At 37.1% G+C, this 19,677-nt stretch carries 17 protein-coding genes; 8 read left to right on the top strand and 9 right to left on the bottom strand.

The window, feature by feature from the left end:
- Window positions 1-9: 9 nt before the first annotated feature.
- The 6 genes from ccoG to NG809_RS08460 form a co-directional block, all read right to left on the bottom strand.
- Window positions 10-1,464 carry a cytochrome c oxidase accessory protein CcoG gene (gene ccoG / locus NG809_RS08485; RefSeq protein ID WP_262149756.1) on the bottom strand — a complete coding sequence of 485 codons (1,455 nt, stop codon included), beginning with the start codon at window positions 1,462-1,464 and terminating at the stop codon, window positions 10-12.
- Between the two features lie 106 nt (window positions 1,465-1,570).
- The gene (locus NG809_RS08480) at window positions 1,571-2,449 is read right to left on the bottom strand and encodes a c-type cytochrome (protein ID WP_262149755.1); all 879 of its coding nucleotides are present in this window, start codon (window positions 2,447-2,449) and stop codon (window positions 1,571-1,573) included.
- 10 nt (window positions 2,450-2,459) lie between these two features.
- Window positions 2,460-2,657 (bottom strand): cbb3-type cytochrome oxidase subunit 3, encoded by a 198-nt coding sequence (locus NG809_RS08475; protein ID WP_262149752.1) that lies wholly within the window; start codon window positions 2,655-2,657, stop codon window positions 2,460-2,462.
- Window positions 2,658-2,672: 15 nt separating this feature from the next.
- A complete protein-coding gene (gene ccoN, locus NG809_RS08470; RefSeq protein ID WP_262149750.1) occupies window positions 2,673-4,934 on the bottom strand; it encodes a cytochrome-c oxidase, cbb3-type subunit I in 2,262 nt (753 codons plus the stop codon).
- A gap of 5 nt (window positions 4,935-4,939) precedes the next feature.
- A complete protein-coding gene (ccoS, locus tag NG809_RS08465; protein ID WP_262149748.1) occupies window positions 4,940-5,161 on the bottom strand; it encodes a cbb3-type cytochrome oxidase assembly protein CcoS in 222 nt (73 codons plus the stop codon).
- 108 nt (window positions 5,162-5,269) lie between these two features.
- Window positions 5,270-7,645, bottom strand: a complete 2,376-nt coding sequence (locus NG809_RS08460) for a heavy metal translocating P-type ATPase (protein ID WP_262152564.1) — start codon at window positions 7,643-7,645, stop codon at window positions 5,270-5,272.
- Window positions 7,646-7,735: 90 nt separating this feature from the next.
- Between NG809_RS08460 and NG809_RS08455 the strand changes: the two genes are divergently transcribed.
- From NG809_RS08455 to NG809_RS08440, 4 genes are all read left to right on the top strand, one after another.
- Window positions 7,736-8,449 carry a Crp/Fnr family transcriptional regulator gene (locus tag NG809_RS08455; RefSeq protein WP_262149747.1) on the top strand — a complete coding sequence of 238 codons (714 nt, stop codon included), beginning with the start codon at window positions 7,736-7,738 and terminating at the stop codon, window positions 8,447-8,449.
- A 99-nt stretch (window positions 8,450-8,548) separates the two neighbouring features.
- Window positions 8,549-9,364 carry a 3-methyl-2-oxobutanoate hydroxymethyltransferase gene (panB, locus tag NG809_RS08450; protein ID WP_262149745.1) on the top strand — a complete coding sequence of 272 codons (816 nt, stop codon included), beginning with the start codon at window positions 8,549-8,551 and terminating at the stop codon, window positions 9,362-9,364.
- Window positions 9,364-9,693 carry a hypothetical protein gene (locus NG809_RS08445; protein WP_262149743.1) on the top strand — a complete coding sequence of 110 codons (330 nt, stop codon included), beginning with the start codon at window positions 9,364-9,366 and terminating at the stop codon, window positions 9,691-9,693. Before panB ends, NG809_RS08445 begins: the two co-directional genes overlap by 1 nt.
- A gap of 3 nt (window positions 9,694-9,696) precedes the next feature.
- The gene (locus NG809_RS08440) at window positions 9,697-10,374 is read left to right on the top strand and encodes an RluA family pseudouridine synthase (protein ID WP_262149741.1); all 678 of its coding nucleotides are present in this window, start codon (window positions 9,697-9,699) and stop codon (window positions 10,372-10,374) included.
- A 135-nt stretch (window positions 10,375-10,509) separates the two neighbouring features.
- On the opposite strand, the gene NG809_RS08435 is transcribed toward NG809_RS08440, so the two are convergent.
- Window positions 10,510-12,651 (bottom strand): outer membrane beta-barrel family protein, encoded by a 2,142-nt coding sequence (locus tag NG809_RS08435; protein WP_262149739.1) that lies wholly within the window; start codon window positions 12,649-12,651, stop codon window positions 10,510-10,512.
- Window positions 12,652-12,909: 258 nt separating this feature from the next.
- On the opposite strand from NG809_RS08435, the gene NG809_RS08430 reads away from it, so the two are divergent.
- Window positions 12,910-13,419: an FAD-dependent oxidoreductase gene (locus NG809_RS08430; RefSeq protein WP_262149736.1), complete on the top strand. Its 510-nt coding sequence runs from the start codon at window positions 12,910-12,912 to the stop codon at window positions 13,417-13,419.
- Window positions 13,389-14,291, top strand: a complete 903-nt coding sequence (locus NG809_RS08425; RefSeq protein WP_262149734.1) for an FAD-dependent oxidoreductase — start codon at window positions 13,389-13,391, stop codon at window positions 14,289-14,291. The genes NG809_RS08430 and NG809_RS08425 overlap by 31 nt, the downstream gene beginning before the upstream one ends.
- A gap of 4 nt (window positions 14,292-14,295) precedes the next feature.
- On the opposite strand, the gene NG809_RS08420 is transcribed toward NG809_RS08425, so the two are convergent.
- Window positions 14,296-15,171, bottom strand: a complete 876-nt coding sequence (locus tag NG809_RS08420; RefSeq protein ID WP_262149732.1) for a DUF5694 domain-containing protein — start codon at window positions 15,169-15,171, stop codon at window positions 14,296-14,298.
- A gap of 163 nt (window positions 15,172-15,334) precedes the next feature.
- Between NG809_RS08420 and NG809_RS08415 the strand changes: the two genes are divergently transcribed.
- A complete protein-coding gene (locus tag NG809_RS08415; RefSeq protein WP_262149730.1) occupies window positions 15,335-16,348 on the top strand; it encodes a sensor histidine kinase in 1,014 nt (337 codons plus the stop codon).
- On the top strand, window positions 16,335-17,018 hold the full coding sequence (locus NG809_RS08410; RefSeq protein ID WP_262149728.1) for a LytR/AlgR family response regulator transcription factor: 684 nt from the start codon (window positions 16,335-16,337) through the stop codon (window positions 17,016-17,018). The genes NG809_RS08415 and NG809_RS08410 overlap by 14 nt, the downstream gene beginning before the upstream one ends.
- Before the next feature lie 49 nt (window positions 17,019-17,067).
- On the opposite strand, the gene NG809_RS08405 is transcribed toward NG809_RS08410, so the two are convergent.
- Window positions 17,068-19,335, bottom strand: coding sequence for an aconitate hydratase (locus tag NG809_RS08405; RefSeq protein ID WP_262149726.1), 2,268 nt, complete (start codon window positions 19,333-19,335; stop codon window positions 17,068-17,070).
- Window positions 19,336-19,677 lie beyond the last annotated feature (342 nt).

The following is a 19,677-nucleotide window of genomic DNA, read 5'->3' as shown; positions in this document are numbered from 1 at the left end:
GTTAATTTTTTAAAACTGTAATTTAAATGGTCCCTCGAAATAAGTCTGATAAGAATCAATTAAATTTCCTTTCATATCATAAACACCGATGGTGATGTTCTGTTTTGAAAGTTTCATATCATTTTCGGGGAAACTGATGCTGATGGTACCTTTTGAAATTTTGTCTCTTTCAACTGTAATTTTCTGCGTCACACTGAAGTTTACTTCGGCATGCGCAGGATCAATTACTTTAATGGTAACAATCTTTTTATCATTTGTTTTGTTGAGGAAAGTATAGTTATACGTATTGCTGATTTTGCCGTCTCTTACAAAGTAAGTGCTTCCTGCAGGCTTGATAAATTTTGCTTCCATCTCACCGCGGTTGTATAAAAGAAAACCTAAGAACCCTACCAAAAGTACCAAAACTACAGCTAAACCTTTCATCCTTCCTGTAAATTTGAATTCCGTATTGTTTTCGATTTCGTTTTCTGAAGCATAACGGATGAGACCTTTTGGAAGCCCCACTTTTTCCATGACCTCGTCGCAGGCGTCGATGCAGGCTGTACAGTTTACACATTCCAGCTGCTGCCCGTCACGGATGTCGATTCCGGTCGGACAAACGACAACGCACTGATGACAGTCGATACAGTCGCCTTTTCCTGCCGCTTTTCTGTCTTCACCTTTTCTCCATGAAGAACGGTTTTCACCTCTTTTAAAATCATAGAAAACGTTGATGGTATCTTTATCTATTAAAACTCCCTGCAATCTTCCGTAAGGACAAACCAATGTACAAACCTGCTCTCTGAACCATGCAAAAACAAAGTAAAAGGCTGCTGTGAAGAGAATCATCACTAAAAAATTGGTAAGATTGGCAAATGGTCCCTGCGAGACGATGTCTAAAACTTCTTCATATCCCACAATGTACATAAACATGATGTGGGTGATAATAAGAGAAATAATAACGTAAACCGACCACTTTAGGCTTCGCTTCATTATTTTTTCGCTGTTCCACTCCTGCCTGTCGAGTTTCATCTGCTTGTTTCTGTCTCCTTCAATCCAATACTCAATTTTACGGAAAACCGATTCCATAAAAATTGTCTGAGGGCAAATCCACCCGCAGAAAATTCTTCCGAATGCAATCGTAAAAATGATGATGAAAATAAGTGAAACTATAGCGCCAAGCGTAAGGATGAAAAAATCCTGAGGAAAGAATGGCTGTCCAACAATGTAGAATTCTCTGTCGATGACATTAAAAAGCAGAAAAGGATTTCCATTGATTTTGATAAACGGAACTGCAAAATAGATCACCAGTAAAAGATAGCTGACGATATTTCTGTAATTGGTATATTTTCCTTTTGGTTTTCTGGGAAAGACCCATTTTCTCTTACCAGACTGTTCCATTGTTCCAATGGAATCTCTGTAAGTTTCGGGATCAACTACCTGCCCCTGCCCGCCGCGTACGTCTATATCTTCTGTGTCTGACATTTGCTTTGTATTTAAAAAAAGAAAAACATAATTTGCTATTTGATTTAAGATTTTAAATTAATAACAAATTATGTTTCATTGTATATTTTTCAGTTAGTTTCTACTTCTATTTCTTTTCCCATTTAGCTTCATCACCGTAAGGAGGTGCACCACCTTCTGCCGGAGTAATTGGCTTCTTCATTTGGTTAATAGAGTATACGTAAGCTGCAACGTTCTGAATATCGTTTCCTGTAAGGACACCGTTTTTACCCCATGCCTGCATTGCAGTTCCGGTAACACCGTTTTCTACAATGTGGAATACGTTTTTAAACAAAGTCTTTTCAGGCTGGTTGTGCCAGAAGTTATCTGTTAAGTTTGGTCCGATACCTCCTTTACCACCTTCTGAGTGACAAGATACACAGTTGGTTTTGAAAACTTCTTCACCTGCTGCAATGTTATCTTCAGAAAATTCTGCACTTTCGATCGTCACCGGTGGCTGATCTGCTAAAAATTTAGCCACGCTTGCTTCCTGCTCTCTGTATTCAACTTCATATTCTTTCAATGGGCTTGCGAAGTCAGTGAATGCATATGCTGAAATGTAAAGCACCATAAATGCCGTTCCAAACCAGAATAAACCTACCCACCATTTAGGTAACTGATTGTCCAGCTCCATAATTCCGTCAAAACCATGGTCAATCAATATATCTTTTTCCTGAGTGTCAGACTGCTTTTTGAATGCTGCAGCATATAATCTCTGGAAATAAGGAACTTTTTTCTCAGCAAGGTAAGCCGCCTTTTCTTCGTCTGAAAGTTTTTTAAACTTATTGTTCTCTACCAAATCACCAAGTGCACTGTGAATATAAGCCATGATCGATCCGATCACTACAGTACCCCAGAAATACGGCGACTTGAAGAAAGCATAACTCTGAACGAACAGATAATAGAAAATAATAAGCAGGCCGATTATTATAGCAATATTTACAAAAACTGGCGTTCTTTGTTTCATAATAAATTGTTTAATTTTTTAGATTAAAATCATCTTCGTCATCCTCAAGCGGTGCATGCTCTTCTTCTCTGTAGTATTTTTTAGGTTTACTGAAAACGTAAATAATCAGAGATACAAAAAACAGAATAAAAAGGATCAAAGCCAATGTCTGGTAAAGCCCCACGTTGTCCGTGTTGGATAAGATGTCTTTAAAATTCTGAGGAATCATCTTTAATTTTAATGTTTAGTTATTACTTGCTGTTTTTACTTCTGTCGTTTTGATATCAGTACCCAATCTCTGTAAGTAAGAAATTAAAGCAATGATTTCTTTTTTCTCAAGCTCACCTTTAGGTCTTTTTGCATAGGCATCCTTCAAATCCGGAGCTTCTACAAAGATATCGCTTACAATTTTTGCTGCTTGATTATCTGCCCATTTATCTGCAGAGTCAATCTGAGCTTTTGTGTAAGGAACGTCATAAGTACCTTTCATAAATCTGATTTTATCAACCATTTTAGATCTGTCTAAATTGTTTGAAATCAACCATGGGTAACGCGGCATGATAGAACCTGCTGATGTAGATCTTGGGTTGTACATGTGTTTGTAATGCCATGAGCTCGGGTTTTTACCACCTTCTCTGTGCAAATCCGGTCCGGTTCTTTTTGATCCCCAGAGGAAAGGTCTGTCGTAAACAAATTCCCCAGCTTTAGAGTACTGTCCGTTTTTACCGTTAAATCTTACAATCTCATCTCGGAATGGTCTTACCATCTGAGAGTGACAGGCGTTACAGCCTTCACGGATATATAAATCTCTACCTTCAAGTTCCAGTGGTGAATATGGTTTCACTGCAGAAATTGTAGGTACACTTTTCTTAAGTGATAAAGTAGGAATAATTTCGATCATACTTCCGATTGAAATGGTAACCAATGACAATACTGTAAGTAACATCGGCATTCTTTCCAACCAAAGGTGGAAACCTTCTCCTTCTTTTCTTTTGTTGCTGATATTGGCCAAAGCCGGAGCTTCTGCAGGAACTTCTTTCTGGAATGATCCTTTTCTTACTGTCATGTAAACATTCACAACCATAAGTAAGCCTCCTGATAGATAGAATAAACCTCCTAAAAATCTTAATTTGTAGTAAGGGATAATTGCAGTAACGGTATCTAACCAGTTTTTCCACAATAACGTTCCGTCCGGATTAAATTGCTTCCACATCAAACCTTGCGTAAATCCTGCGATATACATTGGTACAGCATAGAAAATAATACCTAAAGTACCCAACCAGAAATGCCAGTTGGCTAGTTTTACTGAGTACATTTTAGTTCTCCATAGAATTGGTACCAAATAGTAGATTACACCGAATGCCATGAAACCATTCCATCCTAATGCACCTAAGTGAACGTGACCAATTACCCAGTCGGTAAAGTGACCGATTTTGTTGATATTTTTTGTTGCCAGTAAAGGTCCTTCGAAAGTCGCCATACCATAACAGGTAACTGCCACTACGAAGAATTTCAAGATTGGATTTTCTCTTACTTTATCCCAGGCACCTCTTAATGTAAGAAGCCCGTTCAGCATTCCTCCCCAAGATGGTGCGATTAGCATGATTGAGAAACCAGTTCCCACTGCCTGTGCCCAAGCCGGTAATGCTGTATACTGAAGGTGGTGAGGACCAGCCCAGATGTATACGAAGATCAGTGACCAGAAGTGAATAATTGAAAGTTTATACGAGAATACCGGTCTGTCTGCTGCTTTTGGTAAGAAATAGTACATCAAACCAAGTACAGGAGTTGTAAGGATAAATGCAACGGCATTGTGACCATACCACCATTGTACGATAGCATCTTTTACCCCTGCGTAAGCAGAGTAGGATTTCCATCCTGAAAAAGATAAAGGAACCTCAAGATTATTGAAGATGTGAAGCATAAGAACAGCAATCCATGTTCCCAGATAGAACCAAATTGCTACATAAAGGTGACGTACTCTCCTTTTTTTAATGGTCATTATCATGTTGATCCCAAAGATCAGCCATGAAACTCCTGTAAGAATGTCAATTGGCCACTCGTGTTCAGCATATTCTTTTGAAGTGTTGATCCCCATAAAGAATGTGATAAAAGCTGCTACAATCATCAGCTGCCATGTCCAGAAATGAATCCATGATAGCGTATCGCTGTACATTCTTGTCTTTAATAATCTCTGTGTAGAGTAATAAACCCCTACGTAAACAATGTTACAGACAAAGGCAAAGATCACCGTGGTGGTGTGCAGCATTCTGATTCTTCCAAAACCAAATGCGCCCTGCGTATTCATTAAACCCTGAATATTTCCTGACGCCAGACTGTTGATGGTTGTATCATCAGTACCAAACAAAAACTCAGGAAGCTCAGGATAGAAAAGCATCAATGCTGCCGTTAATCCAAACGTAAAACCAATAATTCCAAAAATTATGGTAGCGTAAAGGAATGCACGGACAATATTGTTGTCATAACTAAACTTTTGTGTCTCCATATTAACTATTCACTTTTATCTTCAAATTTATTTTTAATCTCCTCTTTCTCTTTTTCTTCGTCCTGTGTTTTCTTTTTATCCTTGATTTCACCAGAGTCAAAAAGAATTCTTACAGCGGGCGATTCGTCATCTTCAAACTGTCCTTTTCTGGCATAGATGATAAAAACTACCAGAAAAACTGCAGCTAAAGAAACACTGCAAAGGATCATTAAATACAGAATATCCATTTGCTACAAAATTAACCCTTTTTCGGGGTTCAAAATTAAGGAAAAATAATGAGAATTATCACGAAATACGGGCTTTCTCTAATTTAAAACCAATCTAAATAAGGCTTTTTAAGCTTGTTTACGGAAATATTTCCGTCCCAAAATCCAAGTTGAAATTGTGGTAAACGAAATTACGGTGATCGAACTCGCCGGCATAATCAAAGCCGCAAAAAGCGGACTCATATTTCCGGTTACGGCAAAGGTAAGACCCACGACATTATACAGAAAGCTGATCAGGAAGGTGAGTTTTACAATCATAATTGAACCTTTGCAGACTTGTAAATAATTGTCTAACTGTGAAACTTTTTCACCGTTCATAATCACATCGGAAGAGGGTGTAAAGCTGTTACTGTCGTCAGAAATCGCAATTCCGACGTTGCTTTGTTTTAAAGCTCCGGCATCGTTTAATCCGTCGCCCAACATGATTACTTTCAAGCCCTGATCCTGAAGATTTTTAATGTAATTGAGTTTGTCTTCCGGATTTTGATTGAAGGCCATCGAACTGTAATTCGGGATGATTTCCTGAAGCTGATTTTCCTCGGAAGAATTGTCTCCGCTCAGAATAAAAATCTTATAACTGGTAAGTTTTCTAAAGAGATTTTTAAGGTTTTCACGGTATTCATTTTTAAAAATAAATTTTCCGATGAACTGATCGTTCCTGCTGATGTAAACTGCGGTTTCAAGATTTTTAGATTCTTGATTATTGTATTTTGCAGAACCAATTTTGTAAACATTGCTTCTTACACTTGCTTCGTAACCCTTACCTGAAATTTCTTCAAAATTGTCTACCGGAAAATAATCATCTTTGATGTCTAAGAATTCATATAGTGATTTCGACAGCGGGTGATTTGAATTTTTAAGCAAACTTTTAATGTTCAGCAGATCAAATTCCTGAATTTCAGAGCCTTCGTATCTGATGTTGGATTTTTTTCTGTGCGTTATGGTTCCTGTTTTATCAAAAACCAAAGTGTTGACTTTCGCAATTTTCTCAATCGTTAATGTGTCTTTTACATAGAATTTATTTCTGCCTAAAATTCTCATGATATGGCCAAAAGTAAACGGAGAAGACAAGGCTAAGGCACAAGGACAGGCAATAATTAAAACCGCTGAAATCACCTGAAACATGGTTTCCAAATCAATGAAATACCAATAAATTCCGGCCACCAGTGCAATTCCTAAAATAATGAAAGTGAAATATTTACTGATGTTGTTGATTAAAGTATCAAGTCCGGTTTCGTGTTTTTTGAAGGCTTCTTTGTTCCAAAGTTGGGTAAGGTAACTTTGATCGACGTTTTTAATCACTTCAAGCTCAAGGGAAGAACCGATTTGTTTTCCTCCGGCAAAAATTTTGTCGCCCGCTTTTTTGCTGATGCTTTCACTTTCTCCAGTGATAAAGCTGTTGTCGATATTTCCGTTTCCGCTGATTAAGATGGCATCAACAGGAATAATTTCATGATTTCTAACTAAAATTCTGTCGCCGATTTTAATTTCAGAAAGTAAAATATTTTCCTGTTTTCCATGAAAATCAACTTTGGTAACAGCAATCGGATAGAAAGATTTGTAATCTCTGTCGTAAGAAAGAGAGCTGTAGGTTCTTTTCTGGAAGATTTTCCCTAAAAGCATGAAGAATAAAAGTCCGCACAGGGTGTCAAAATATCCAGGTCCGTAATCGGTTGCCACTTCGTAGATACTTCGTCCGAACAATACAAAAATTCCCAGCACAATCGGAACATCGATATTGACGATTTTATTTTTTAAACCATACCATGCGGATTTGTAATAGTCTGAAGCTGAATAAAATACAACAGGAACGGAAAGCAGAAACATCAGAAATCTGAATAATCCCTTGTAATGATCCATCCAGTAATCTTCACCACCGATGTACTCGGGGAAGGCTAAAAACATTCCGTTTCCGAAGGCGAAACCTGCGATGGCCAGTTTTACCAGTAAAGATTTATCTAAATGATCTTCATTTTTCTCGGCAGTTTCGAGATTGATGGCGGGTTTATATCCAAGATTCGTTAAAAATTTAGCTAAATCACTTAATTTTAATTCGTTATGGTTGAATGAAACCTGCAGGGTCTTTCTTGTAAAATTGACCTGAGAATAATGAATGTCTTTGTTGAGGGTATGCAGACTTTCCAGAAGCCAAATGCAAGATGAGCAGTGAATAACAGGAATTCTGAAAGTGACAAGACTGGTGTTTCCTTCAGAAAAATCGGCAACACGGTCAAAAATTTCAGGGGTGTCGAGGTAATCGAATTGTGATGAATTTTCATCAGGTCTGATCCCTGCTTTTTTGTTGAGTTCGTAAAAATTACCGAGATTGTTGGTGTTCAGAATTTCAAAAACAGACTTACATCCTGCACAGCAAAAGAGCTTTTCATCAAATAAAATACGCTCTTTTTCTATCTCCTGACCACAATGAAAACAGTTCTCGCTCACCTTCATAAATTATTGGCTTACAAAATTATAACATTTTTTTTTGTTTATCGATTTAAAAAGTTCTATTTTTGTGATAAATGTCATATTAGAATGTCGCAGGAACAACAAGTTGTCATTGAAGAAAGATTTGCTAAAGTTTTTAATGATCAGTCTTTTAAAGAAAGGCTTTCAGAGAAAGATTACGAAAAATATTTCAATGCCAAAAAGAAATTTACATTTCAAAAACACGATATCATTTTTGAGGACGGAGAAATTCCTAAAGGTATTTACGTCATCGAAAGTGGTGCCGCAAAATTATCAAAATCCGGAGCTTTCGGTAAAGATCAGATTTTAAGATTTATAAAAGAAGGTGACCTCATCGGTTACCGTGCTCTTCTTTGCGGTGAAAATTTTCAGGCAAAAGCAGAAGCAATGACCGATATCGAATGTACTTTTCTTCCTTCAGATATTTTCATGCATCTTTTGGAGGTTGACTCTCAGCTTTCTTTCGTGATGCTTCAGAAAATTTCTTACGAATTGGGAGAATCTTCAAATACCATTACTTTTTTAGCACAGAAAACTGTCAGAGAGAGACTTGCGGAGATTTTAATTTTGCTGGAACAGAAATTAGGAACAGATCCTGAAGGTTTCATCAAAATTTCCTTGACAAGAGAAGAAATTGCCAATATCATTGGTACAGCAACCGAAAGTGCTATCAGACTGATTTCTGAATTTAAAGGTGATCAGCTCATCGAAGTGGACGGCAGGAATATCAAAATTCTCAATCACGACAAACTCATGAAATTAGGACATGTCGTTCTGTAAATCTTACAATTAAAGCTTAAAGTTCCAGATTCTGGAACTTTTATTTATTTAAGTTGACTGCTAAACTTTAAACCTTAAACATTAAATCCGAAACATATTATGTCTGTACATTCTGAAATTAAGAGAGTTACGACCGAAACTTTGCGAAAAATGAAATTCGACAAAGAGAAAATCACCATGCTTACCGCTTACGATTTTACCACTGCAAAAATGGTTGATGCCGGTGGAGTAGATACCGTCCTTATCGGCGACTCGGCAGCAAATGTGATGGCGGGTTTTGAAACCACCCTTCCAATTACTTTGGATCACATGATTTATCATACTCAGAGTGTGGTGAGAGGAGTAGAGAGAGCTTTGGTAATTGCCGATTTACCGTTCGGAACCTATCAGAGTAATCCCGATCTGGCTTTGGAATCTGCCGTACGAATGATGAAAGAAGGTGGTGCTCATGCTATCAAAATTGAAGGTGGAAAAGAAATTTCAAAATCAATCAAGAAAATCATCAATGCCGGAATTCCTATTATGGGGCATTTGGGATTGACTCCTCAGTCGATTTATCAGTTCGGAACCTATAAAGTACGAGCTAAAGAAGAAGCTGAAGCTGAAAAACTGATTAGTGATGCAAAATTGCTTGAGGAATTAGGCTGTTTCGGTGTGGTTTTAGAAAAAATCCCTGCAGATTTGGCTAAAAGGGTGACGGAAAGTATATCAATTCCAACGATCGGAATTGGAGCTGGTCCTTATTGCGATGGACAGGTTTTGGTGTATCACGATATGGTTGGTATGAATAAAGGTTTCTCTCCGAAATTTTTGAGAAGATATTTAGATTTATATACTGAAATTACCGGTGCGGTTTCACAATATGTCAAAGATGTGAAGTCGGCTGATTTTCCTAATCAAAATGAAAGTTATTAATGAGAGGAAATAATCTTCAGACAGCTCAGGGAGTCTTGTCTATTGTCGCTTTACTTTGCCTTGTAGTAGGTTGGTTTCATATTTTTCCGCAAGATATTAATGATTTTCTTTCCAAAAGACTTTTCTACGTTTTGGTAGGAATCAGTTTCATTCTGCAGGCTCCTTCTGTAGGTAACAGAAATTTTGTTTACCCGATGTATGCTGCTGCAGGATTATGTATTATTGGTGCATTTTTGCCTTATGATTCCTCTTTCAATTATATCAAAACAATAGGTTTGTTGGCAGGAATTATCATCAGTTTTTCAAACAGGTCATATCAGGGAAGATAGTTTATGGAAGAGCAGATTGTTTATGAGGACAACCATCTTTTAGTCATCAATAAAAAAGTGGGACAGCTTGTGCAGGGTGATAAAACAGGTGATTTGTCTTTATTGGAATTGATCAAAGATTTTATCAAAAAAAGAGACAACAAACCCGGAAATGTTTTTTTGGGTTTGGTTCACCGTATCGACAGGCCGACTTCGGGATTGGTTATTTATGCTAAAACTTCCAAAGCTTTGTCAAGATTGACTCAAATGGTCAAAAACCGAGAGGTAAAGAAGACTTATTGGGCTGTTGTGGCTAAAGAGATGATTCCGCAAAGCCAAAGGTTGGTTCATTATCTACAGAAAAACGAAAAAAATAATAAAGCCATTGTTTTCCCAAAAGCTACCGAAGGAGCTAAGGAATCGATTCTTACTTACAACGTCATCAAAACTTTAGATAATTATCTTCTGCTGGAAATCGATTTGGAAACAGGAAGACATCATCAAATCCGGGCACAATTATCAAAAACGGGAGTTCCGATAAAAGGTGATTTAAAGTATGGAGCGCCACGTTCAAATCCAGATGGTGGAATTAATCTTCATGCAAGGAAACTAAACTTTATTCACCCTGTTACAAAAGAAGAGGTAGAAATAATTGCTCCTGTTCCGCAGAATGATGCGATTTGGCGGGCTTGTGACGAATAAGTTTAATAGTAAATTGATATTAAAAAGAAAAACGGTTTTGTATTGCAAAACCGTTTTTTTAATAAGTTAATATAAGTGTGTTGAATAATTTTGCTCATCACTCATCACTCATCACTCATCACTCATCACTCATATTTACTGTCCCTGCTGCAAAATTCCACCATTGCTTTCGCCCTGGTTGGTAGATTTGATCATATTCGGATCCTCTTTTGCCAACTTGTTTTTGGTCGGGATTTTATAATTTACTGAAACTCCGAAGCTGCGGCTGTCAAATTTGTTTGAAGTAAAAACGGTTCCACCGACTGAACGGGCGAGGAGCACACTTTTGTTCTGATTAAAAATATCTCTCGCATAAAGTGAAAGATTCAGCCGGTCACTCATAAATTTCTTTGAAACCGTGATGTCTAAAGCATTGTTCAAAGGTTTGTCGATTTCAAAATAGAAATAATTACCTTTTGGAGTTAAAATATTGTAATTTGCCTGCAATCTAATATCTTTCGGAAGAATAAACTGTCCCATAATGCTGTACACCCAAAAACCTTTGGTTTTGATATCCGGCAATTCCTGAAGTTGGTATCCTGCATAAAGATAAAGCAAATTCATTTTATCAGGATTTACATTAAACTTCATCAGCTCACTGAAAGGCGTATTAAACAACATAAACGGAATCGGCAAACCGAAATTAAAATTATGCGTTCTCAACCTGTTCACCTGCACCTGTTCATTGCTGATGAGGTTATTGTTTCTGGTGATTCTCTGCACAATCTGGTCTTTCACCCAACTTGTGTTGTAGCTGATGAATGCATAATCAAAAGCACTGATTTTAAATTCTGCATTGTCATAAATCGTAGGCTGAAGATTTGGGTTTCCGCTTGATGTTACAACGCTTGTTCCCAAAGTCGTGTTGTTTGGGTTTAAGACAGAAATACTAGGTAACGTGATTTTTTTATTATAGTTTAAATTAGCAAAAAGCTGCTTCATCAAATTGTACTGAATACTCGCATTCGGAAATACTTTAAACTTTTTAAACGGAATCAAATCTTTCTGTACTAAAGTTCCCGTATTGTCTAAAGCTCTCGTAATTCCTGAAATATCGTAGTTTTCGGCTCTTGCTCCGGCAATGAAATCAAATTTTTTCAATGTAGCCTGAAATTCCAAATATCCGGCAAGTGTCTGTCTTGAGTAATCAAGATTTACGGTACTTCTGTTCAAAGCCTGAAAATCCTGCTGATCGTAAAGTGCACCAAAGCTCATTTTCCCTTCATTTAAAATCTTCAATGGTTGGGAATAATCTACTTTAAAATTATAAAGGTTGAATTTTGATGAATTTTCAAGATCGAAAAACGATAAATTGGCAGCGTTTTTTTGGCTGAATTCAGAATCGCTGTCGTTGAAAGTAAATTTGAAATCAAGCTTTTTGTTTTTATCATCAAATTTTTTCTGATATGTTGCCGAAACTTCCTGTCTCAGACCTTCAGAGTTACTCAGGTAATCTGTTGTGCTTCTGCCGTTCAGGAAAATATCTGTTGTAATATCAGAATTATTGTTGTTGTGGCTCACGTCATAGTTTACCAGTAATCTGTCTTTCCCAAGCTCAAAAGTAAATGCGGAATTTACATAATATGTTCTTCCCACAGAGCTGGAATGGTTCTTTGTTAAAAGATCAAACTGAGAATCAGAAAGGCTTTCACGGTAATACTGTCCTAAATTTACCTGCCATCCAAACCATTTATTTCTCGAATTTAATGAAATAGAATTATTAAATCTGCTTCTGTATTTGTCATAATTTGAAAAACGGTAACCTCCGTTGTAAACGGCAGTGAGATAATTTTTCGCAGATTTGCTGGTGATAATATTCATAATCGCACCTCCCGAAGTAGCCGGAAATTCCGCGCCAGGCTGAGTGATTACCTCGATTCTGTCCACAGAATTGGCAGGCATTCCTTCAAGAAAAGCAGTAAGTTCGTTGCTTGAAATATTCAGAGGGCGGCCGTCCATGTAGACTTCGAGTGGTTTTCCCTGATACATCATTCCCACCATTTCAGAGGCTACAAGACCTGGGAGTTTTTTCACGCCTTCCATTACAGAACCGTTGTTGAGGTGTGCCTGTTCAGAAAAATCAAAAATCGTACGGTCGGCTTTCTGCTCGATTGCCTTTTTGGTTTTCGTGATGGTTACGCCATCAATTTGTTTTTCTTTGGGAGCTTCAGTCGGTTTTTCCTGTGCGAATGCAAAAATACTTCCTAAAAATGAGAGGGTAATAAGTGTTTTTTTCATGGATGTTTTTCTAATATTGGGTTAGACGCAGATTTTTGGGAATTGTTACAGGATCTTTGTTTCAGATCAGAATTTTTGAGTGATTATCTAAATTTGATTGTTTAAATTTTAATGAGTAATGTTAAGTGGTAATTTCGTACTATTAATAAAAGTTTTTCCAAATCTTATCATCAGTATTTACTCAAAATTTTATCAACATATTAATAAAGGAATAAAAATTGAAACCGATAAATAAACGTCCACCCTTAAAATTATAAAATGATAAAAAAAGACGCCATCATTATCGGTTCCGGACAGGCAGGAAATCCACTCGCTTTAAAATTATCCGGTGCCGGCTGGAAAACTGTGCTTATCGAAAAATCTGAAGATATGCTTGGCGGCGTCTGCGTAAACGTCGGTTGTACGCCAAGTAAAACACTGATAGCTTCGGCCAAAGTCATGCACAGGATAAAAACTTCCGGGAAACATGGGATTTCGGCTCCGGAGTTGATAGATTTTGAAATTACTCAGGATAGGAAAAACAAAATTGTAGAAGATTCGAGAAAAGGGGTGAAGAAAAATCTAAGTGAAGCCGAAAACCTTGAGTTGATATTTGGAACAGCATCATTCAGTGGAGAAAAAACAATTTCTGTTCAAAAAGAAAACGGGGAAACTCTAGAATTTACAGCACCTTACATTTTCATTAACGCCGGATGCAGACCTGCACGTCTAAAAACCGACGGACTTGATGATGTAAAATGGTACAATTCAACAGAATACTCGAACTGACCGAGATTCCCAAAAAGTTAATCGTGATTGGAAGCGGCTACATCGGTCTGGAACTGGGTCAAATGTACAGCCGGTTCGGTAGTGAAGTAACAATTGTGGAAAAAGCCTGTCAGATCATGTCTAATGAGGATCCGGATGTTGCGAACGATCTCCAGAAAATATTAGAAGAAGAAGGATTGAAATTCCACCTGAATGCAGAAATTGAAAAAGTAGAGGAGAAGGATAATAAAATTACCTTAAATTTTACCAAAGAAAAGAAACAGCATCGGATCGAAGGGACGCATCTTTTAATTGTGACCGGAAGAAAATCCAACGCTGACAGTCTGCATTTGGAAAAGGCAGGGATCAAAACCGACGATAAAGAATACATTAAGGTAAATTCTAAACTGGAAACCAATGTTGACGGTGTCTACGCGCTGGGAGACATCAAAGGTGGTCCGCAGTTCACGCATATTGCATACAACGATTATGTTATCGTAAGCGATAATATTGTAGATGAAAAAGAAGGTTCTACAGAGGGAAGAATTATTCCATACACAGTCTTTACAGATCCGCAGGTTGGCAGAGTAGGCCTGTCTGAAAAGGAAGCCAAAGATAAAAAACTAAATTTTTCGGTTGTAAAAATAGCTGGGAAACGAATCACCCGCGGTCTGGAATCTGCAGAAACTCAAGGTTTGTGGAAGGCGATTGTAGATAAAGATTCAGGTTTAATTTTAGGTGCTGCAATTATTGGCAGCGAAGGTGGTGAGATAGCTTCAATCATTCAAATGGCGATGAAAGGAAAGATTCCTGCCAAAGATTTAGCAACATTTATTTTCTCCCATCCCACATACTCTGAATCTCTGAATACTTTATTTGACGGACTGGATTGAATTTTCACTTCAAATAATCAAAAACATTTTCCACTCGATATTTCGGACTTCTTCTCAGGAAATCCATAAAAAATGCTGTGTGAGCGCCGCCCATTAAAACAAATATTCTGTCATTTTTATCGGTTGGAATTTGGTTTAAATTTGAAAACATCACAAGATTTCGATGATAAAATTTTGCGGCTTCATCAGCACCTTCAGATTTACCTTTGGTTGAAATATACGTCAGCATATCTGCATTGATGTTGATTAAACTTTCCAAATACTGCGGATGATTATTAAGTTTAAACAAATCATAAAACGGTATTCCGTCCTCATGATTCTTTTGCTCATTGTCTTCCAACAGTTTCCAGTAAGCATCATTCGTTTTTCGATCAGTTTTATTGGGAACGAAATATCCGATTTTGTAGTTGTATTTTTCTTTAAAATCAATGCCGTAAATCTTTTTGGAATTACTCAATCTCCCGACTTCGTAAGCTAAAAGTTCTCTTTCATCGGGATTTTCAAATTTGAATTCAGGATTTTTGATGTATTTCTGATAACTTAGATTTCTCAAACTGTCATTTTGCGGTAAGTCTTCAATCACAATAATTGTAGGTTTAAATTCTGCTAAAAGTTTTGCTACTTTCTTTACTTCAAGCTGGTTTTTCAAGTCATGTTCATTAAATTCTGTACTGTTGGCATCTGAAGTCTTGCCCATGTGGAAAGTGGCGACATTCAGAACGGGAACAGCATCATCAAATTTTGTTTTATAAATGCTAAGTTTGTCATACGGGATTTTTTGGGCATATATTTTTGCAGCTAACAAAAGCAATAACGGAATAAGAAGTCTGTTGATGTTCATGAGTTTTAATTTTAAATGATGCTCAAAAGTATCAGTCATTATCTTTTTTAAAAAACAGCTTTTAGACAAAGGGTAATTTTATTCAGTTAAAATAAATTTCATCCGGAATATCGGTAGGTTTGTCGAAATGAAGTTTGTAAAGTTCGTCAACAGTTTAATTTTGTATTTCAAATCTTTACCATTTGAACATGATTCATTCACTATGAAAATTGAAAAATTCTTTTATCTGCATATTTTTTTCTGGGTGATTTACCTTATCGGCTCCGTCATCCTTCCTACAATTGCGTACGGTTTCAGTGCTGTGATTCTTGATCTGACTTTTTTCGTGGCAAGTTTTATATGTTTTTATGTAAACTATTTCCTTGTGGTGCCTGTCTTTTTTCATGCAGATAAAATTTACCGCTCCATTTTTGCATTTTTCCTGAGTGTAAGCTGCTTTGTAATGATTCGCTACTGTATTGAGCAGTGGCTTTTTCCAATAGCTTTTAACATTAGAAATTATCCTGAAGACACCAATATTTTCTACTATTTTTTCGACAATGTCTTTTACAGCAGCACGACCATCTTCATCAGTACGGCGTTTTGGTTTTTTAAATATTTCATTAATGCTGAAAAAGAAAAATCACAACTGATTGAAGCGAAAAAAAATGCAGATTTGCAGGCCTTGAAAACTCAGATAAATCCTCATTTTATTTTTAATTCTTTAAATAATATTTATGCGCTGGTTTATCAGAATTCCGAAAAAGCGCTGCCTGCCATCGAAGAATTGGGGCGGTTATTAAGATACAGTACGAAAGATTTGGAAAAAGATTTTATTACTTTGGATAAAGAAATCGGTTATCTCGACAGTTTAATCTCTTTGGAAAAACTCAGAATTAATAATCCTGAATTGTTGATTGTTGAGAAAAAGATAGATCATCCAAAACTCAGTATCTCACCGATGATTTTAGTTCCGTTTGTCGAAAATGCCTTCAAACACGGTGATTTCAGAAATAAAGGTTTTGAAATGAAGATTTCAGATGAAAATAAAATGCTTCAGTTTTATTTTTTAAATTTTAAAAAAGAACGAACGAAAGATACTGTTTCCGGAATCGGAATTGAAAATGTGCGAAAGCGTCTGGAGATTTTATATCCTGAAAAGTACCAACTGAATATTGTTGAAACCGAAACCGATTTCACGGTAGATTTAAAGATTGATTTGAATGAAGAAAATTAAATGCATGATTGTGGACGACGAGCCGCTTGCCGTTTCGCTCCTAAGAAATTACGTCGAAAAAATTCCGTTTCTCGAACTTGTTTTCTCGTCAGAAAATCCTGTTGAGGCTTTGGAATTTATTCAGAAAAATGAAGTCAGTCTTGCTTTTCTGGATATTCAGATGCCCGAATTATCCGGAATTAATTTCATGAAAATAGTCGGCGATAAAATGAAATATATTCTCACAACCGCGTACTCCGAATATGCTCTGGAGGGCTATGAACACAATGTAATCGACTATCTTTTAAAACCGATTTCTTTCGACCGTTTTAATAAAAGTATTCAAAAAGTTCAGGAGCGTTTTTCTTTTAATGAAACCAATGAGCCTCATCATTTTTTCGTAAAATCTTCGGGTCAGCAGCATCGGATTCATTTTAATGAAATTCTTTATGTAGAAAGCATCAAAGATTACGTCAATATCAAAACCGCAGCTCATGAATATATCGTTTTGGATACTTTAAAATCAATGGAAAATCAACTTCCTGAAAATTTTACAAGAGTTCATAAGTCGTTTATTTTAAATTTAAATGAAATTAAAAGTTTAGGTTCAAAAAAAGTCATTCTCAATTCAGGACATGAAGTTCCCATCGGAGATATGTACAAATCAAATCTTCTGGAAAAACTTAAATAAAAAAGCAACTCCAAAGATGAAGTTGCTTTCAGTAATTATAAAAAAGATTTTAATTTTCCTGTTGCTTGATCAAATTCAAAGCGGAACCTGCTTTAAACCAATCAATCTGCTGATCATTGTAGGTGTGGTTTGCCATTACAATGTCTTTGCTTCCGTCTGTGTGGATGAATTCCAAAGTCAGTTGCTTATTTGGAGCAAACTGATCCAAATCCAAGAAGTTCACCACATCATCCTCCTGAATTTTATCGTAATCTGCTTCATCTGCAAAAGTTAATCCCAACATTCCCTGTTTCTTAAGGTTAGTTTCGTGAATTCTTGCAAATGATTTTACCAAAACCGCTTTTACACCTAAATGTCTCGGCTCCATCGCAGCGTGCTCTCTTGAAGAACCTTCACCGTAGTTCTGATCTCCCACAACAATCGAAGGAATTCCTGCAGCTTTGTAAGCTCTCTGTACAGCAGGAACTTCGCCGTAAGCACCATCCAGCTGGTTTTTTACTTTGTTGGTTTCCATGTTGTAAGCATTTACGGCTCCAATCAACATGTTGTTGGAGATATTATCCAAATGACCTCTGTATTTCAACCATGGTCCAGCCATAGAGATGTGGTCAGTAGTACATTTTCCGAAAGCTTTAATTAAAACTCTCGCTCCGGTAATATTTTTACCGTCCCAAGCAGGGAATTCTTCAAGCAACTGAAGTCTGTCTGAAGTCGGACTTACCTTTACTTCAACTGACGAACCGTCTTCTGATGGCGCTTGGTAACCGTTGTCATCCACAGCAAAACCTTTTGATGGTAATTCTGAGCCACTTGGTTCGTTTAATTTTATCTGCTCACCATTTTCAGCGGTCAAAGTGTCTGTAATTGGATTGAAATCTAACCTTCCTGAAATCGCAATCGCAGCAACCATTTCAGGTGAAGCTACGAATGCATGGGTATTAGGATTTCCATCAGCTCTTTTTGCAAAGTTTCTGTTGAAAGAGTGGATGATCGAGTTTTTCTCGCCTTTATCAGCACCTTCTCTGTCCCATTGCCCGATACAAGGGCCACAAGCATTGGTAAAGATTCTTGCGTTTTCAAATTTTCTGAAAGAATCTAAGAATCCGTCTCTTTCAGCAGTAAATTTTACCTGCTCAGAACCTGGATTGATTCCTAAAATAGCTTTTGGTTTTACACCTTTTGCAACGGCATCTTCAACAATCGAAGCCGCTCTCGACAGATCTTCGTACGAAGAATTGGTACAGGAACCGATCAATGCCCATTCCACTTCAATTGGCCATCCGTTCGCTTCTGCTTTTGCTTTAAATTCAGAAACTGGAGTCGCCAAGTCCGGTGTGAAAGGCCCGTTCAAATGAGGAGCCAATTCTGAAAGGTTAATTTCAATCACCTGATCAAAATACTGTTCAGGATTTGTGTAAACTTCGGCATCACCTGTTAAATGTTCTGCAATCTGATCTGCGGCATCCACTACATCCTGTCTTCCAGTGGCCGCCAGATACCTTCTCATCGAATCATCATAACCAAATGTAGAGGTAGTCGCACCAATCTCAGCACCCATGTTGCAGATTGTACCTTTTCCGGTTGCGGAAAAAGACTCAGCACCTTCGCCAAAGTATTCGACAATGCAGCCTGTTCCTCCTTTTACGGTAAGAATTCCGGCAACTTTTAGGATAACGTCTTTTGCTGAAGTCCAGCCAGACATTTTTCCGGTCAGTTTTACACCGATTAATTTTGGCATTTTCAGTTCCCAAGCCATTCCGGCCATTACGTCAACGGCATCAGCACCACCGACACCGATGGCAACCATTCCTAAACCTCCGGCGTTTACCGTGTGAGAATCTGTTCCAATCATCATTCCTCCAGGGAATGCATAATTTTCTAAAACTACCTGGTGGATAATTCCGGCTCCTGGTTTCCAGAAACCGATTCCGTATTTGTCACAAACAGAACCTAAGAAGTTGAAAACCTCAGAGTTCTTGTTGATTCCTTCCTGTAAATCCGATTCTGCACCTACTCTTGCCTGAATCAGGTGATCAGCGTGAGCGGTCGACGGAACAGCAACTTTAGGTTTTCCTGCCTGCATAAACTGTAAAAGTGCCATCTGAGCCGTTGCATCCTGCATGGCAACTCTGTCCGGAGCGAAATCCACGTAGGAATTTCCTCTTTCATGTTCCTTTGTTGCGTTTCCTTCCCATAAATGGGTGTAAAGAATTTTTTCTGAAAGTGTCAACGGTTTTCCTGTAATTTCTCTTGCTGCTGCAATGCGTTCAGGATAGCGTTCGTACACTTTTTTAATCATGTCAATGTCGAAAGTCATATCTATTTTAATTTTTTCTGTTGGTGAATTTTCTGTTTTAAATTAAAAACTTATATCAATCTAAATACAGTATTTAATCTGAACAAGAATCTTTCAGTCTGATATCTGTTAAATAATAATTCAATAAATGAGGTTAAAAAATATCGTTTAACCATCATTATTAAATTTTAAAACAGATTATTTTAACTGTGTTATTTTATCAAATACCATTCCGACCAATAATAAGCGGTATGAATAAGATGAATAATCAATATTTTTTATACCTATCAATTTAAGGAAAAATTGAAAATTGTGATGTTGACATAAGTTAAAATAATCACAACGGCTCTTAAATGGAAAGAT

This window comes from Chryseobacterium foetidum, from assembly GCF_025457425.1.
Lineage (GTDB): Bacteria > Bacteroidota > Bacteroidia > Flavobacteriales > Weeksellaceae > Chryseobacterium > Chryseobacterium foetidum.
The sequence above is the reverse complement of the archived record's forward strand: the minus strand, read 5'-3'. Positions and strand labels throughout refer to the sequence as shown.

What these genes read in the sequence shown, in the direction of transcription:
- NG809_RS08455 (WP_262149747.1), top strand. Translation starts at nt 7,736, where the DNA reads ATGTCGCAGGAACAACAAGTTGTCATTGAAGAAAGATTTGCTAAAGTT.
- NG809_RS08430 (WP_262149736.1), top strand. Translation starts at nt 12,910, where the DNA reads ATGATAAAAAAAGACGCCATCATTATCGGTTCCGGACAGGCAGGAAAT.
- ccoN (WP_262149750.1), bottom strand. Translation starts at nt 4,934, where the DNA reads ATGGAGACACAAAAGTTTAGTTATGACAACAATATTGTCCGTGCATTC.
- panB (WP_262149745.1), top strand. Translation starts at nt 8,549, where the DNA reads ATGTCTGTACATTCTGAAATTAAGAGAGTTACGACCGAAACTTTGCGA.
- NG809_RS08440 (WP_262149741.1), top strand. Translation starts at nt 9,697, where the DNA reads ATGGAAGAGCAGATTGTTTATGAGGACAACCATCTTTTAGTCATCAAT.
- NG809_RS08480 (WP_262149755.1), bottom strand. Translation starts at nt 2,449, where the DNA reads ATGAAACAAAGAACGCCAGTTTTTGTAAATATTGCTATAATAATCGGC.
- NG809_RS08415 (WP_262149730.1), top strand. Translation starts at nt 15,335, where the DNA reads ATGAAAATTGAAAAATTCTTTTATCTGCATATTTTTTTCTGGGTGATT.
- ccoG (WP_262149756.1), bottom strand. Translation starts at nt 1,464, where the DNA reads ATGTCAGACACAGAAGATATAGACGTACGCGGCGGGCAGGGGCAGGTA.
- NG809_RS08475 (WP_262149752.1), bottom strand. Translation starts at nt 2,657, where the DNA reads ATGATTCCTCAGAATTTTAAAGACATCTTATCCAACACGGACAACGTG.
- NG809_RS08435 (WP_262149739.1), bottom strand. Translation starts at nt 12,651, where the DNA reads ATGAAAAAAACACTTATTACCCTCTCATTTTTAGGAAGTATTTTTGCA.
- NG809_RS08405 (WP_262149726.1), bottom strand. Translation starts at nt 19,335, where the DNA reads ATGACTTTCGACATTGACATGATTAAAAAAGTGTACGAACGCTATCCT.
- ccoS (WP_262149748.1), bottom strand. Translation starts at nt 5,161, where the DNA reads ATGGATATTCTGTATTTAATGATCCTTTGCAGTGTTTCTTTAGCTGCA.
- NG809_RS08425 (WP_262149734.1), top strand. Translation starts at nt 13,389, where the DNA reads ATGGTACAATTCAACAGAATACTCGAACTGACCGAGATTCCCAAAAAG.
- NG809_RS08420 (WP_262149732.1), bottom strand. Translation starts at nt 15,171, where the DNA reads ATGACTGATACTTTTGAGCATCATTTAAAATTAAAACTCATGAACATC.
- NG809_RS08445 (WP_262149743.1), top strand. Translation starts at nt 9,364, where the DNA reads ATGAGAGGAAATAATCTTCAGACAGCTCAGGGAGTCTTGTCTATTGTC.
- NG809_RS08410 (WP_262149728.1), top strand. Translation starts at nt 16,335, where the DNA reads ATGAAGAAAATTAAATGCATGATTGTGGACGACGAGCCGCTTGCCGTT.